The 14,752-nt window shown below is 56.8% G+C and carries 15 protein-coding genes; 2 read left to right on the top strand and 13 right to left on the bottom strand.

Features of this window, described 5'->3' with window-relative positions; translation table 11 throughout:
- Position 1: 1 nt before the first annotated feature.
- The 6 genes from WG938_RS01615 to WG938_RS01590 form a co-directional block, all read right to left on the bottom strand.
- Positions 2 to 511 (bottom strand): hypothetical protein, encoded by a 510-nt coding sequence (locus tag WG938_RS01615; protein WP_339976890.1) that lies wholly within the window; start codon positions 509 to 511, stop codon positions 2 to 4.
- Between the two features lie 38 nt (positions 512 to 549).
- Positions 550 to 1,572 carry a porphobilinogen synthase gene (gene hemB, locus WG938_RS01610; RefSeq protein WP_339976888.1) on the bottom strand — a complete coding sequence of 341 codons (1,023 nt, stop codon included), beginning with the start codon at positions 1,570 to 1,572 and terminating at the stop codon, positions 550 to 552.
- Positions 1,573 to 1,593: 21 nt separating this feature from the next.
- Positions 1,594 to 3,255, bottom strand: coding sequence for a bifunctional uroporphyrinogen-III C-methyltransferase/uroporphyrinogen-III synthase (locus WG938_RS01605; protein WP_339976886.1), 1,662 nt, complete (start codon positions 3,253 to 3,255; stop codon positions 1,594 to 1,596).
- A 101-nt stretch (positions 3,256 to 3,356) separates the two neighbouring features.
- The gene (gene hemC / locus WG938_RS01600; protein WP_339978716.1) at positions 3,357 to 4,310 is read right to left on the bottom strand and encodes a hydroxymethylbilane synthase; all 954 of its coding nucleotides are present in this window, start codon (positions 4,308 to 4,310) and stop codon (positions 3,357 to 3,359) included.
- Entirely contained in the window at positions 4,300 to 5,709 is a 1,410-nt protein-coding gene (locus tag WG938_RS01595) for a glutamyl-tRNA reductase (protein WP_339976884.1), read from the bottom strand. The genes hemC and WG938_RS01595 overlap by 11 nt, the downstream gene beginning before the upstream one ends.
- 239 nt (positions 5,710 to 5,948) lie before the next feature.
- Positions 5,949 to 6,191: a glutaredoxin family protein gene (locus tag WG938_RS01590; protein WP_339978714.1), complete on the bottom strand. Its 243-nt coding sequence runs from the start codon at positions 6,189 to 6,191 to the stop codon at positions 5,949 to 5,951.
- 228 nt (positions 6,192 to 6,419) lie between these two features.
- Between WG938_RS01590 and WG938_RS01585 the strand changes: the two genes are divergently transcribed.
- A complete protein-coding gene (locus WG938_RS01585) occupies positions 6,420 to 7,463 on the top strand; it encodes an HAD family hydrolase (RefSeq protein WP_445228193.1) in 1,044 nt (347 codons plus the stop codon).
- Between the two features lie 128 nt (positions 7,464 to 7,591).
- On the opposite strand, the gene WG938_RS01580 is transcribed toward WG938_RS01585, so the two are convergent.
- The 5 genes from WG938_RS01580 to WG938_RS01560 form a co-directional block, all read right to left on the bottom strand.
- Positions 7,592 to 7,693 carry a 30S ribosomal protein bS22 gene (locus WG938_RS01580; RefSeq protein ID WP_003855542.1) on the bottom strand — a complete coding sequence of 34 codons (102 nt, stop codon included), beginning with the start codon at positions 7,691 to 7,693 and terminating at the stop codon, positions 7,592 to 7,594.
- 223 nt (positions 7,694 to 7,916) lie between these two features.
- Complete coding sequence (locus WG938_RS01575) at positions 7,917 to 8,108, bottom strand: helix-turn-helix domain-containing protein (RefSeq protein ID WP_339976881.1); 192 nt, start codon at positions 8,106 to 8,108, stop codon at positions 7,917 to 7,919.
- 305 nt (positions 8,109 to 8,413) lie between these two features.
- Positions 8,414 to 9,229 (bottom strand): pyrroline-5-carboxylate reductase, encoded by an 816-nt coding sequence (gene proC / locus WG938_RS01570; protein WP_339976879.1) that lies wholly within the window; start codon positions 9,227 to 9,229, stop codon positions 8,414 to 8,416.
- 92 nt (positions 9,230 to 9,321) lie between these two features.
- Entirely contained in the window at positions 9,322 to 10,881 is a 1,560-nt protein-coding gene (locus WG938_RS01565) for a hypothetical protein (protein WP_339976877.1), read from the bottom strand.
- A gap of 1 nt (position 10,882) precedes the next feature.
- On the bottom strand, positions 10,883 to 11,821 hold the full coding sequence (locus tag WG938_RS01560; protein ID WP_339976875.1) for a Ppx/GppA phosphatase family protein: 939 nt from the start codon (positions 11,819 to 11,821) through the stop codon (positions 10,883 to 10,885).
- Between the two features lie 34 nt (positions 11,822 to 11,855).
- On the opposite strand from WG938_RS01560, the gene WG938_RS01555 reads away from it, so the two are divergent.
- The gene (locus WG938_RS01555; protein ID WP_339976873.1) at positions 11,856 to 12,800 is read left to right on the top strand and encodes a hypothetical protein; all 945 of its coding nucleotides are present in this window, start codon (positions 11,856 to 11,858) and stop codon (positions 12,798 to 12,800) included.
- Positions 12,801 to 12,864: 64 nt separating this feature from the next.
- Here WG938_RS01555 and WG938_RS01550 read toward each other — a convergent pair whose 3' ends face one another.
- Complete coding sequence (locus WG938_RS01550; RefSeq protein WP_339976871.1) at positions 12,865 to 13,557, bottom strand: response regulator transcription factor; 693 nt, start codon at positions 13,555 to 13,557, stop codon at positions 12,865 to 12,867.
- A gap of 7 nt (positions 13,558 to 13,564) precedes the next feature.
- Positions 13,565 to 14,713: a sensor histidine kinase gene (locus tag WG938_RS01545; protein WP_445228166.1), complete on the bottom strand. Its 1,149-nt coding sequence runs from the start codon at positions 14,711 to 14,713 to the stop codon at positions 13,565 to 13,567.
- Between the last annotated feature and the right edge of the window lie 39 nt (positions 14,714 to 14,752).

Here is a 14,752-nt window from a genome sequence, read left to right as displayed (position 1 = left end):
ACTACGAATTTCCTTCACGTATAAGACCAAAATACTTTAGCGACTCTTGCGTCGATGCAAGTATCAGCCCTGCTACGGCAGCGGTTGCGGAGAAAATCAAAGCTCCACCGTGAATGAATTGCAGCGCTAGCGACGCATTTGCTTGCGGGCTGTCCCCCGTCGCAAAGAACATCATGAACGCCTGCACCGCGACGTACACAGTGCCAACCAACAGAACAAACCTAGCCCAGCTCTTACCTGCACGCATTTGATATGCGATGGCGACAAAAACTCCACACAGCACCAGGGCAAACACCAATCCACCGAGCGTCGCCATACGAATGATCAATTCGATACCTTCTGGCTGTGCATCGGGCATTGATTTTGTCGCGTTCGTGTACTGGGCGACCCCCATTGGATCCAACCAGTAAATGATCGAGTTCACGATCGCGACCACTGACTGCAATCCTGCGGTGACAAGCCACGCTTGCCATGCACCAACGATGTCGCCCGGCGCTGAGCGCGTCGGCATACGCCGACGCTGCTGTTCTATCTCCTGCTCCGGTACCACTACAGGCTCTTTGCGATCTCGACAGCAGCATAAGTCAGTACCTGGTCGGCACCAGCACGTCGAATGGACAGCACTGCTTCATTCATCGCAGCGTCGAGGTCAATCCACCCGCGTTGCGCAGCCGCGTGAATCATCGCGTACTCGCCAGAAACTTGGTAGGCAGCAACAGGAACTGGTGACATATCGGCTGCCTCGCGAAGGATATCGAGGTAAGCCATTGCTGGCTTCACCATGACCATGTCAGCGCCCTCTGCAATATCCAGCTCGATTTCCAACAAGCTCTCGCGACGGTTAGCCGGATCCTGCTGGTACGTACGACGATCGCCCTGCAGTGACGACCCCACTGCCTCGCGGAATGGGCCATAAAAGGCTGAAGCATACTTCGCGGAGTACGCCATGATCGAAACATCCTGGTGTCCTGCTGCGTCCAGACCAGCGCGGATCGCAGCAATCTGGCCGTCCATCATTCCCGATGGAGACACAATATGAGCGCCAGCGTCCGCTTGCGCAACGGCCATGCGGACGTAATTCACCAGCGTCGCGTCGTTGTCGACAATGACGCGGCCGCGGGAATCTTCGCGGAGTACGCCACAGTGACCGTGGTCGGTAAATTCATCTAAGCAAGTATCGGACATGAGCAGGACATCATCGCCGAACTCCGCGCGTAGCCGAGCCAGAGCCTTGTTCAACACTCCGTCTTCAGCCCAAGAGCCACAGCCTTCGCCATCCTTGTTAGCGTCCAGTGGAACACCGAACAGGTCCACGCACGGGATACCAACGGCAAGCGCTTCTTCTACAGCCTTCAGCAACGATTCCTCAGTGTGCTGAACAACGCCAGGTAACGAGGAAATCGGACGTGGTTCGTCGATCCCCTCTGCTACGAACATCGGCAAGATGAGATTGCGCGCTTCAAGCGACGTTTCCGCCGTCATTCGACGCATAACCGGCGAGGTACGCAGCCGACGTGGACGGCGGACAGGAGTAGGTACATCAAACGCATTGTTGGAAGCTTGATCAGTCATACTTCCAACATACGGCGTTGCCTACTGCTTCTTCGAACGACGTCGCCTCTTACGAGGCGGAGGCAACTGCCCCTGGGCACGCAGATCGGCAACATGCTCGGCCAACGCATCCACCAAATCAATGACGCCTGCGCGTTCTGGCATGACGTCGACACGCAAACCGAACTCACGCGCGGTCGCTGCAGCCATTGGCCCGATACACGCGATGATGGTGCGTGCATGTGGCTTGCCGGCAATGCCAACCAGATTCTTCACCGTCGACGAAGACGTGAAGCACACGGCATCAAAGCCACCGGATTTAATCATGTCGCGGATCTCTGCACTTGGCGGCGCAGCGCGAACAGTGCGGTATGCGGTGACATCGTCGACTTCCCAACCCAAGTCGATGAGGCCTTCAACCAAGACATCCGAACCGATATCTGCGCGTGGCAGCAAGACCCGGTTGACTGGGTCAAGATCCTCAATGAACTCAGGGAACACTTCAACAATCCCTGCTGCGTTCTGACGAGTTTCGTCGGGAAGCAGCTCCGGTGTAATACCGAGTTCACGAATAGCTTCAGCAGTGCGGTGCCCCACGGCGGCAATGCGAACGCCCGCAAACGAGCGAGCATCCAGCCCAAACTCCAGGAACTTTTCCCAGACCGCATGAACCGCATTTACAGAGGTGAATACGACCCACTGGTAGCGACCATCAACCAGACCCTTGACCGCACGCTCCATCTGAGCGGGGCTGCGTGGGGGTTCGATAGAAATCGTTGGCACATCGATAGGGATGGCACCATGCGCCACTAGGCGAGTACGCATTGGCCCCGCCTGCCCCTTCGCACGCGGAACGAGCACGTTCCACCCGTACAGCGCTCGGTTTTCCCACCACGAGTACTTAGAACGCTTGTCGACGCCCTTGCCCAAGGTCACGACCAACTGGCCACTCAAATCGCCCTTCAGCTGAGCCAGGGTACCCAAGGTCACGTCGTACGTTCGCTGCAAACGAGTCGTGCCATTGACCGTCACCGAAGCGGGAAGACTTTCTGGTAGGCCTCGATCGCCGAGTTCCTTGGCAATAGCCGTCAGGTCATCCTCGACGGCCTGCAGGACCAATGGCTGTGGAGCATTGGCCAGTTCGTCCCAATCCACATCGGCACGACCCAGATCGGTTTCGGTATAGGTTGACCCCAAAGCGATACCTGCAAATGCCGGAACCGTTGATGGCACAGACATGCCGGGCACGATCTGGAATTCAATCTGGGTGCGCGCCACAGCATTGACTTCAGCCAATACCGAATCGCTGGTCAGCGGATTACCCGCTACCAAACGGACCACATCCTGGCCACGGCGTGCTTCCGCAACCATGGCGCGACTCATTTCCGTCGGATCGTCGACAGGCAGACGGATCTCGGCGGCAGTTGGTGGCGCGGGGCGTGGTGGCTTGCGACGGGACCCCTTTGCCTTGGCCTCAATGCACATCTGCTTATACTCTTCCTCAGCAGCTTTTAAAAGCTCCTCGGGAACGGGTATGTCCGCAGCAACCAGCTCTCGTACACCTGACATGACATCGGCGTCGACAAAAGCGACGGCAGTGTTTGCCAGTACCTCGCGGGCGCGCAACGTCAACAGATCCGGGTTACCCGGGCCAGCGCCGACGAAGAGGATGCGTCCAGGGGACGTCGTACGGGGGGTGCTCATCGTGTTGGCAGTATTTCTCTTCTCGAAAAAATCAGAACTATAGAATAAACGCGAAAACACCCATAAACCGCACGTGAATGGCGGTTTATGGCGAAAAGTGCTTAGCGCAGGGTGTCACCCATAACTTCATGGGCACCCCGTGAAAGTAGCCGACCAGCGACCTCTCGTCCAAGTTGGTCAGCTTCCGGGTACCCACCCGTGACCACACCAGTGGCATCCTTTTCCGGGATTAGCGTGCCCTTTTCGATGAGCTTTCGGGAACCATCCATCGCATATACGCCCGCGGTGAGTTCCAGCGTGCCGTCCTCAGCAATGACCGCGTGAGCAGCGACCGGAGCAGTACAACCAGCCTGCAGCTCCGAAAGAACAGCTCGCTCAGCGACTGCTCGAGCGCGGGACTCCGCATGGTCGAGTTTGCCCAGCAGCTCAACGACCTCAGTATCCGCACTGCGACATTCCACCGCCAGTGCACCTTGCGACGGCGCCGGCATCAACACATCCACACCCAGCGATTCGGTGGCCTTGTCCAGGCGATTCGTGCGACTCAGGCCAGCACGAGCCAAAATCACAGCATCCAGGTCCTTCTCCACGCGACCCATGCGCGTATCGATATTGCCACGCAGTGGCTGAATATCAAGGTCCGGGCGCATGGCGCGCAACTGCGACACACGACGTGGCGCGGAGGTGCCCACCTTCGCGCCTTCCGGCAGATCCATCAACGAAACATTGCCTCGCGAAATCAGGACTTCTCGCGGATCTTCGCGCTCGGGGATCGCCGCGACGACCATGTCGGCCTCTGGCTCCGTCGGCAGGTCCTTCATCGAATGAACTGCAACATCGCACTGGTTCTCACGCAATGCGTGCCGAAGCGCCTGCGTAAACACGCCAATGCCAATCTTCTGCACTGGATCGTGGCGGTTAGCATCGCCTTCGGTCTGAATAATGACCAGCTCCGCAGGCTGCCCCAACGCGATGATCGCGTCGCGGACATGCCCTGCCTGCGTCGTTGCGAGCTCCGAACCGCGAGTACCAATACGAAGTGTCTTAGCCACGATCTTCTCCTGCCATGTTTGGAATGTTCTTTTCAACCAATTCGGCAATCCGTCCGACGCGGTCACCCACCATCAAATCGGCCGGAAAATCCGTATCTGCGTATATGCCGGCAGGGGTAGTCAGTGGCAAATCAAACAGACGCTGCAACGCAACGGCGTAGTTGCCACCATCGGGCTGGCTTGAAAGCTTCTTCACCTGCACCGTTGGCTCGTGCAGAAGCTTATCGACGACGCGACGAACCGTCCTTGTTACCTCTTGGCGTTCCTTGTCGGTCAGGCCGGGAGTCTTTGCCTCTAGGCGAAGTAGCTCTGCGGATACGACCTCAGCGGCGCGTTCGCGCAGTGCCCGCACAGTTGGAGCAACTTCCAATGCGCGTTGAGCTGACAGATAGCTAGCCAACTCTTCGTCGACGATTGCTTGAGCCGCTGCTTCGTCGTCACGCCCAAGAGATGTCTCGCTGGTCAACTGAAGGTGCTCGATATCGAATAGAGCAATTCCTTCGAGATCAGCGACACCCTCTTCAACATCTCGAGGCATCGACAAGTCGACAACAGCCATCGGCCCCATGTCGCGGAGATCAGCTGCAGTAATCACCGGTGACATCGCGCCCGTTGCCGTGACCAGAATATCGACGTCAGCGAGGTGCGACGCGAAGTCATCAAGTGCGATACCTGCTGCTGGAGTGCCTGCTTCAATGGCATGGGCGGCCAAGTTTTCGGCGCGATCGACGGTGCGGTTAGCGACAGTGATGTGGTCGACGCCGCAACGTCCCAAATGCGTCGCAGCAAGCGAGCTCATGGCACCTGCGCCCAGCACCATCGCACGACGACCCTTCAGGCCATCTTCGTTACCTGGCTCATAGTCAGGATTCAGTGACTTTACAGCCGCATCTACGGCGACGGAGACCATCGAAGCACCGGCATCATCGATATTGGTTTCTGCGTGCACACGCTTGCCCGTGTGGAGCGCGCGCTGCGCCAGATCGTGCAAAGTGGCACCAACAGTGCCCTGTTCGTCGGCTTCCGCGTACGCAGCTCGAATCTGACCGATGATCTGCTGTTCACCAATCACCATCGAATCCAACCCAGATGACACACTGAAAATGTGCTCCGCCGACGCTTCGGCGTACCGGACGTACAGATGTGGCGTGAGATCATCCAAATCGAGGTTGGTGCGATCAAGGATTTCGCGGACTACTGCAGACAGGCCTGCATGGAATCCACGAACCTGCACGTAGTACTCGACACGGTTACACGTCGACACAAGCATTGCCTCGTCAATAGCATCTTCGGTCATCAAACGAGCAAGCGTATGCGGGCGGTTAGCATCAGTCACCGCTACCTGCTCCAGCATGGGCACTGGCGCGGAACGGTGTGACATTCCGACGAGAAGCACACTCACGGCGCAATCACCGGCTAACGATCCTCCTCCACCTAAGCGCGGTCGGGCATTCCGCACTCAGATCTCGACTTCCACAACATCAACGAACCGGCCATGGGTGAATGACCTGCACATGCGTGGCGACTCCGGACGAAAACGGAAATATACAAAGACTTTTGTTCCCGGTCCAGAGTCATATTTGTCCACGGTAATCCGAAAACGGATGATTCTACAAACGAAGCGAGCTGACGTATCCCCAATTAGGCGACTTCTAACGCCTCGATAAGGTCCTCGTTATCGATCTCCCAACACGCTATTTCCTCATCATCGACCAAGATAACAGGAACTCGGTCGCCGAACTCTGTGGCAAGCTCGCCATCACCTGCATCAACATCTACGACATCAAGTCGGGCACCATACTGCTGCACAATTGGACGGATTTGGGCTGCCACCCGTGCACACGAGCCACACGTCTCTCGAGACAGCAATGTCACTACGGCCATGTCAGTTCCCTTGTCCATTCCCTTGTCTGTACTTGTATCCAACCTCTACAGTCTAGTTCCCTGCTCTGACCAGCTCGTCCAGCGCAGCGCGTCAGTCAGGAATACGATGTCACTTTGGGAGCACAACCGCCCCCAGCGACGTATCCCACGCTCTATTTCTTGGGACTGAAGGACCTGCCAACTGTGTTTCCACCGTCATCAAAATTTCAGCCGCTACTGCCCAGCGACATCTTGACCGAGATCATTCCGTCGCATGGCAACGTCCGAAATTTTCTGGAAACCATCGCACTTCGCCCACTGGGACATAAGGAACAGCAGGTCGCTGGCGAAGCGGCGGCGCTTGCCGCTCTAGGGCAGCACTACAACATTGACGGTGAATCCCTACTGAAGGGGTTCCGCAGCGTCCATGGTGCCGAATCCGCTGCCGGCTCCCGCACGTTGTCGCATCCAGACCCAGATGTCCCACAAGACCACGGCTCTGCAGCATTCTTCGATGTCGATAACACCCTTGTTCAAGGAGCCTCCATCTTTTTGTTTGGTGCCGGCCTCGCCCGCCGAGGCTTCTTCAAACGCGGCGAGCTTGCGGGGATGGCATGGAAGCAACTTAAATTCCGTATTTCTGGGTTAGAAAACCCTGACGACGTCGCCAAGGCCCGCGAACAAGCCCTGGAGTTTATTAAGGGCCACCGAGTGGACGAGACAGTAGCTCTCGCCGAAGAAATCTTCGACGACAAGATTGGCGACCGTCTGTACGGGGAAACTCGCGAGCTCGCAGAGCTGCACTTGCAGGCAGGTCAAGAAGTCTGGCTAGTGACGGCAACGCCCGTACAGCTTGCACAAATCATCGCAAAGCGGATGGGACTGACTGGAGCGCTCGGCACGGTCGCAGAAGTCGACGAGAACGGTCTTTTTACAGGCCGACTTGTTGGGGACATTTTGCACGGTGAAGGCAAAATGCATGCTGTGGCTGCGCTTGCCGCGTCGAGTGGACTCGATCTGCAGCGATGCACTGCGTATTCAGACTCCGCCAACGACGTTCCGATGCTGACGATGGTCGGCACAGCAGTCGCGGTGAATCCTGACCGAAGGCTTCGTCGTATAGCAGCGGAACGTGGCTGGGCTGTACGTGACTATCGGAAACTGCGCACCGCCACGATCCGTGCCGTGCGGTACGGCGCCATAGGCACGCTGGCATCAATTGCTGCAGCTGGGACGGCGTGGGGTGCCTATGAGCTTCGCTCGTGGCGAAAAGGGCGGGTGCAGGGGGCATAAGGCCGTGTCATTCGACTCTCACCAGCCACTGTCACGAAAAACAAAAACGCCCGCCTGCCACAGTGTGACTAGCGGACGTTTCTGCTGAAAGTTTAACAAGCTCTACCAGCCCAAACTGGGCAGTAGGCTTACTTGCCGAGCTTCCGGCGCTGCACTCGGGTGCGGCGAAGCATCTTGCGGTGCTTCTTCTTCGACATGCGCTTGCGACGCTTCTTAATGACGGAACCCATCGGCTCGACCTCGCTATTCGTTGACTAAGACTTGACGTGTAGTGCGCGCGGCGGCGTCCCCATAAAACCTGGACAGCCCCTCAAAGAAGGAACCTGCCACAAGGAAGGACAGCGGCGCACCGTGCGCTAATCGGGTCAATCATAGCGGGCACCTAGGTACTCCGGTCAAACAGCCCACCTAGATAACGCTAAAACTGACCCGATGAAGCTCTACTGTGCGGCTCTACCCGGCGTTGTAGAAAGACGAGTCGAGGTATTCCTTCACTGCGGACTCATGGACGCGGAACGAACGTCCCACGCGGACAGCAGGCAACTCTCCTGAGTGCACCAGGCGGTACACAGTCATCTTCGAGACACGCATGATTTCAGCGACCTCGGCAACAGTCAGAAACGTCCCATTCTCGGCATTCTGCATTTTGTAAATTATTCCCTTCAGCGTTAGTACTGCGCTGCAGGCTTCCCCTCCTGCAGAGATTTCACACAAGTACTCGCATAACCTTACCGTTAAACCTGGTGCTATTGCGACGTATGGTCAAGAAATGGGGATAACGATAATTATGTGAATATTGGGGGTTTATGCGTAAGAAGTGACTTATCCTGCACGTTTAATACCGTCGCGAAGTACTTTTGCAGCCCATTGTTCGGGCTCCCCCGTTTCCGTGGACTCCCCCACCGGCAAGCCCACCAGAACCGGCACGCCCACCAGAACGCGGAGTAAACCTACTTCTTGCGCCCAAGCTCGATCGCCTTGTCGCTACAGGCAGCGAGCGCACGATGCACAGCGCGTCGCAGCCCCTCTTCCTCGAATACCCGGGTAGCCGCTGCCGTCGTTCCACCTGGCGAGGTCACATCAGCACGCAGTCGCACTGGATCTGCACCGTCCTGTGCCATCATCTCGGCAGCACCGGCAGCCGTCGCCGTTGCCAAACGCTGCGATTGCTCACGCGTCAGCCCCAAAGAAACGCCCGCGTCAATCATGGCTTCCACGAACTGGAAGAAGTATGCAGGGCCCGAACCCGACAGTGCAGTCACTGCAGCCATCTGGCTCTCAGACACGCGTTCTACCGTGCCGACCTTCTCCAGAAGCTCGGCGACGAGATCCATGTGGGCAGCCGTCGCAAAGCGCCCCGGAGCGATTGCGGACATACCCTTGCCCACCAACATCGGCGTATTAGGCATTACACGGACCACAGCCGTACCAACAGCACACACTGCCTCCAGGGCCTCCAGAGTGATTCCTGCAGCCATAGAAACGACTACAGAGTCGCCTTCCGAGTTATCAATGATGTCTGCAACCTCATCAAGGACCGGCACGGTCACGTGTGGCTTGAGGCACATGAATACGACATCGGAACCATCGACTGCCTGCTCGAGGTCATCCGCGTCGACAATGCCAAACTCTTCGCGCAGCTCTTCAGTGCGCTCTGCCGAGTGCTCCACAACGTAGATCGACTGTGGATCCACTCCGCCGTCGATCAGTCCGCCGATCAGCGCGCCACCGATTTTTCCGCCACCAATTACTGCAATCCTTGTCATAAGGGGCAAGTGTGCCAAAGCCCGCCTCTGCATGCGAATGCAGGGCGGGCTTTAGGCGCTTGCGCTTTACGACGGGTACAGCAGCAACTCTCTTATCCGCTAATCAACACGTATGGCGCGAATGCCAGAACAAGTCCAACGAGTGCAGCCAATACTGGGGTAATCCAGTCACGCTTGCGGCGAAGCGCGTTCGCTCCGAAACCAAGACCTGCTGCAAATACAACACCGAGGATCGCCGTGACTGCCTTTGGCAAACTCTCCCATGCGAGAGTGAATCCGAGGAAGCACAGGGCGCCGATCATGATGCCGACGAAGACCTGAACAATCAGCAAGGCAATGCTGAGCGAGTTGTCTTCGTTGTAATCCTCGTCCTCGTCGGTTTCCAGAGCGGAATCAGTGTCAACGGTTGCTGGCACGTTGTCCGGAGTGTCATTGACATCCTCGTCGACGCGTGGTGTTGCTGCCGCAGCAACACCAGCAGCTCCGGCTGCACCGACTGCGGTGGCCGCACCTGCAGCTGCTGGCGCGCCCCACAGGTTGGAGTCTTCGGATTCTGACTCGGCGAAAGTGTCATCCGAGGTTGCACCTTCTGCAACGAGCTCGCTGTCAGCGGAGAAGTCCTCGCCACCGGCGAATTCATCATCAGCGAATTCATCGTCGTAGCTTTCATCGACCAGCTCTTCGTCTCCAGCGAACTCAGCGTCGTCTGGAACAGCTTCGATGATGGCGGTGGATTCGAGATCCTGTGGGGACTCGACGTTTTCCGGATGAACTGGCTCTTGCTCTTCGATAGCGCTGAGTTCGGAAGTCTCCGGCTCAGTCTCACCAGCTGTTGCAGCTGCACCTGCTGCCGCGGCAGCACCTGCACCAACAACAACTGGAACGAATGGCGTTGGCGAATCGGTGAGCATCTTGGCGATAGGGCCAGCAGGTGCAACAGTTCGCTCACCAGTCTCCGCATCGCGAAGGTCAGTGAACGTAAACGTAACTTCACCACGCTCGTGATCCGTCAGCACTGGCATCGGAGCCATTGGCACAGCAAGAGGAACGGTTTCCTCAACGCCAGCTTCTTCGGCTGCGACTTCCTCGTCGAGCTCAGACTCAGCCACAACGGTCTCGTCCGCGTCAGCACCTGCCCACGTGTCCTCGGCAGGAATTTCAGCTACATCGAGTGGCGCTTCGTCTACAACAGTGGCCGAGTCAGCAGACTCGCCCACAGCCTCATCGACCGAAGCCTCGTCAGATTCGGTCACTTCTTCAAAGTCGGCCGGTTCAGTGACTTCAGCCGGTTCAGCGACCTCGTCAGACTCAGTAGCGTCAGCCACGTTCTCGTCGTCCAGTGACTCGTCGACTGGCGCCTCTTCGTCTACGACCTCGTCAACTACGACATCATCGACCACAGCTTCGTCGACAAGCTGATCCTCTACAGCCGAATCAACTTCACCCGAGTCAGCGCTATCGCCCAACGAGTGGGAACCACGACGTGGTCCTTCAGCGTCGACCTTCGGGAATGATCCGGTCAACTCGGAGACAGAGATGCCACCTTCTTCGAGGCTACGACGGCGACGTCGAGGAGCGGACGACGTTGACTGCCCGCCGTCCTTCTTCGCCCGTGCCAAAAGTTCGGCAACGGTGAGTTTCTCGTCGCTCATCTCATCCCTTCCCGTACAAGTTGCCGTCGAGACGCCGCAAAATGACCCCCTCGCGGAGCGCCCATGGACAAATCTCGACCTGCTCTATACCTAATGCTCGCATACTAGCCTCTGCAACGAGTGCACCAGCCACAATTTGATGAGAACGATTAGAACTCACACCTTCGAGCTCTGCACGGTCAGCGGCCGTCATGCGCGAAATAAATGCAATCAATTGACGCAAACCTGGAGCCGTAAGAGTGCGCTTTACGCGTGGTCCTGCACTGCTTGGGGCGGCACCGGTTAGGCGCGCCAGCGTGCGGAAAGTCTTTGATGTAGCAACTGCCAGATCAGGTTCGCCCAAGGTGCGAAGATGACGCGCAGGATCAACCAGTTCGGCATCAATGTAGTCACGCAAGAGATCAATCTTCTTACGCTCAGGAGGATCGGTATCAAACCATTCATGGGTCAACCGTCCAGCACCAAGAAGCAACGAATACGCCGCCTCTGGGTCTTCATCTGTACCGGAGGTAAGTTCCAACGATCCGCCACCAATATCGAGGTTGACGATTCGACCAGCCGACCAGCCATACCAACGACGGACAGCCAAGAACGTTAGACGAGCTTCATCCTCACCCGACAGGATCTCCAGCTTAATGCCAGTTTCCTTCTCGACGTGACTCAACACCTCATCGGAATTTGAGGCATCGCGCACTGCCGAGGTCGCGAAGCTGATCATTTCTTCGCAGCGCATTTGCTCCACGAGATCCTTAGCTTCGCCAATGTAGCCAGTGAGCTTATCGATACCCTTCTTCGTGAGGTTGTTATCCCCGTCAAGGTACTCAACCAGCTTCATGGTCGACTTCGTATCACTCATTGGAGTTGGGTGCCCGCCACGTCGGGCATCCACCATCACCAAGTGAACGGTATTACTACCTACATCCAATACACCTAATCGCACGGAGTCAAGGTTAGACGGTATAGCGTGGTTCGGTGTGAATCAGCTCCACCCCCGCCCTGGTCGCGGCCCCCAGCCTTCGCCCGCCGAAGTTGCTTTTGACTTTCCACGAGAGTGGTTCGAATTCACGAACCCCTCCGATGCAGATCACATCATTACCTGCGATCTTACGTGGTTACTGTCCACATACTCCTGCGCTTTCGGCACCTCCGCATGCCCCGGAATCGACTCAGAGAATCCAGATGTCGGTTGCTGTGGACACGGTGCTTTTCTTTGCGACGAAGACGACCGTGACCGCCTCATCGACACAGTCAAGGCTATGGAACGGAATGCATCAGAGGGGCCGTCGTCACGCGGTTGGTGGCAGAATCGCCCTGATGCGGTGAATGATTGGCTCGCGACGATCGATAGCGACATCGACGAACCGCTGGAGCCGTGGCTGGAATGGGACGAACTCGACAATGACGAGGGAGAGCCCGAGCCCGCGCTGAAGACTCAAGTATTAAATGGTGCGTGCATCTTCGCGAATCGCGCGGACTGGCCTGGAGGTTCGGGGTGCGCGCTCCATCAATGGGCGGTTGCTCACGATGTGGAACACGTCCATGCCAAGCCTGATGTGTGCTGGCAGCTTCCGCTACGGCGTCTCGAAGATTGGGAGGAACGTCCCGATGGGCACGAGATTCTGCGCACAACGATCACGGAATACGACCGTCGTGGTTGGGGAAACGGTGGTGAGGACTTCGACTGGTACTGCACGGGTAACCCAGGAACTCACGACAACGAGCAAGCTATTTGGCAGAGCCACAAAGTGGAGTTGGTTGAGCTGATCGGCGAGGAATGTTACAACATTCTGGCAGACCATTGCCGCGCTCGTGAGAAGGCCGGCACTTTGGGTGCTTTCGGGCCGTCGGGGTACCCGCTACTGGCTATCCATCCAGCAACACGAGCCGCACAAGAAAACCTCGCTCCAGACGAGGTCTAGGCGAGGTCTAGGCGAGGTCGATTCTAATGCGCCATTCTTGAAGGACAACGGGTGTGTATAACCCCTAGTCTTCGAACTTGTAACCCAATCCACGCACAGTGAGCAGATGCTCTGGCGAGGATGGGTTCAGTTCAATCTTGGAGCGCAGGCGCTTGATATGAACATCAAGCGTCTTGGTGTCACCGACATAGTCTGCACCCCAAACTCGATCGATGAGCTGGCCGCGAGTGAGCACGCGGCCACTGTTGCGCAGCAAGTACTCGAGAAGATCGAACTCCTTGAGAGGCATATTGACCTCTGCACCATCGACTGTGACCACGTGACGTTCAACGTCCATCACTACCCGACCACCCCGAAGGACATCTTCTTCGGCGTAAAACTCTTCGCCTTCGGCTTCGCCACCACGACGCAGAACCGCGCGGATACGTGCGATGAGCTCGCGAGAGCTGTACGGCTTTGTCACATAGTCATCAGCGCCGATCTCCAAGCCGACGACCTTATCGATTTCGCTGTCCCTAGCCGTAACCATGATGACTGGAACATTCGATCGGAGTCGGATGTTCTTGCACACTTCGGTACCGCTCATTCCTGGAAGCATCAAGTCCAACAAGACGATGTCCACAGGATTAGATTCGAACTCAGCCAACGCAGTTGGCCCATCACCAGCGATACGGACTTTAAATCCTTCACGCTCCAACAAGAACGCCAATGGTTCTGCCAGTGCAGATTCATCCTCGACAATGAGAACGGAGGTCACGATAACGTCATCCTTCCTTCTTCAGAGCTGGCAGTTCGATAGTGAACGTAGAGCCAGTACCGGGCCTGCTCCACAGCTTAATAGCACCGCCGTGATTAGCGGCCACATGCTTCACAATTGCCAAACCCAATCCAGTTCCACCGGTGGTTCGCGATCGCGCCTTATCTACCCGGAAGAATCGTTCAAAAATACGCTCTTGGTCAGCCAACGAAATACCCATGCCACGATCTGTCACACGGATCGCAACTGTCTCAGAATCAACGGCCTTCACCGATACTGTCACAGGTGTCTGTTCCGGCGAGTAGTTGATGGCATTACTCACCAGATTCGATACCGCCGTGATCAACAGCGAGCGGTCACCCTCGACTATCAAGCCCTTCTCGCAATCGATGGTGACGTCGATACCCGCTTGTTCTGCCAACAACTTTGATCGATGCACAGCAGCACGGACAATTTCACAACAGTCAATCGGCTCCATGTCAGGCAATGGCTCTGCGCCCTGCAGCTTCGACAGCGAAATCAGTTCGGTGATCATTGTCGACATTCGCTTGGCTTCTCGCTGCAAGCTCACACTGAAGTGGTCGACCGCGGCTGGATCATCTTTTGCCTCAGCCAAAGCCTCCACCAACAAGCTCATCGCGCCAACAGGCGTCTTCAGCTCATGGGACACGTTTGCCACGAAGTCTCGCCGAGCGGCCTCCATACGCACCAATTCCGACTCATCGGTGAGGTACAAAACCACAAAACGGTCATCCGCAAGCGTCAACGGCGACACCAAACACTTCACCGAAATGTCGGGCGCACCGGAACGACGAGAAGGAACGACTATCTTGAGTTGCTGCTCTTCCTGTGTTTCAAAAACACGGACTGCAGCTTCCCAGCCCAAGTCATGCAAGCGCCTCTCGTGCACCAAACCCAGTTTGTGAGCGCGGGGGTTGGACAACACAACATCCTTTGACACATCAACGACCACCACACCCGTGGGCGATCCTTGAATAGCCAAATGTAGAACTTGCGCAATTGTTGTAACTCGGGCATCAGAGTTCGAGCGCTTCTGTTTTACAGCAGAAAATATGCCCGCGACTGCGCCACCACCGATTAATAAAGCAGCTGCAATGACTGCACCTGCGACAGCGGCAATGATCGTGGATAACACCTATCAAACCCTAGTGTGTTGGCGGTAGGACCGCACGAT

The sequence above is a fragment of the Corynebacterium sp. H113 genome (assembly GCF_037572315.1).
Taxonomy (GTDB): domain Bacteria; phylum Actinomycetota; class Actinomycetes; order Mycobacteriales; family Mycobacteriaceae; genus Corynebacterium.
This window is presented reverse-complemented; position numbering and strand designations above follow the sequence as displayed.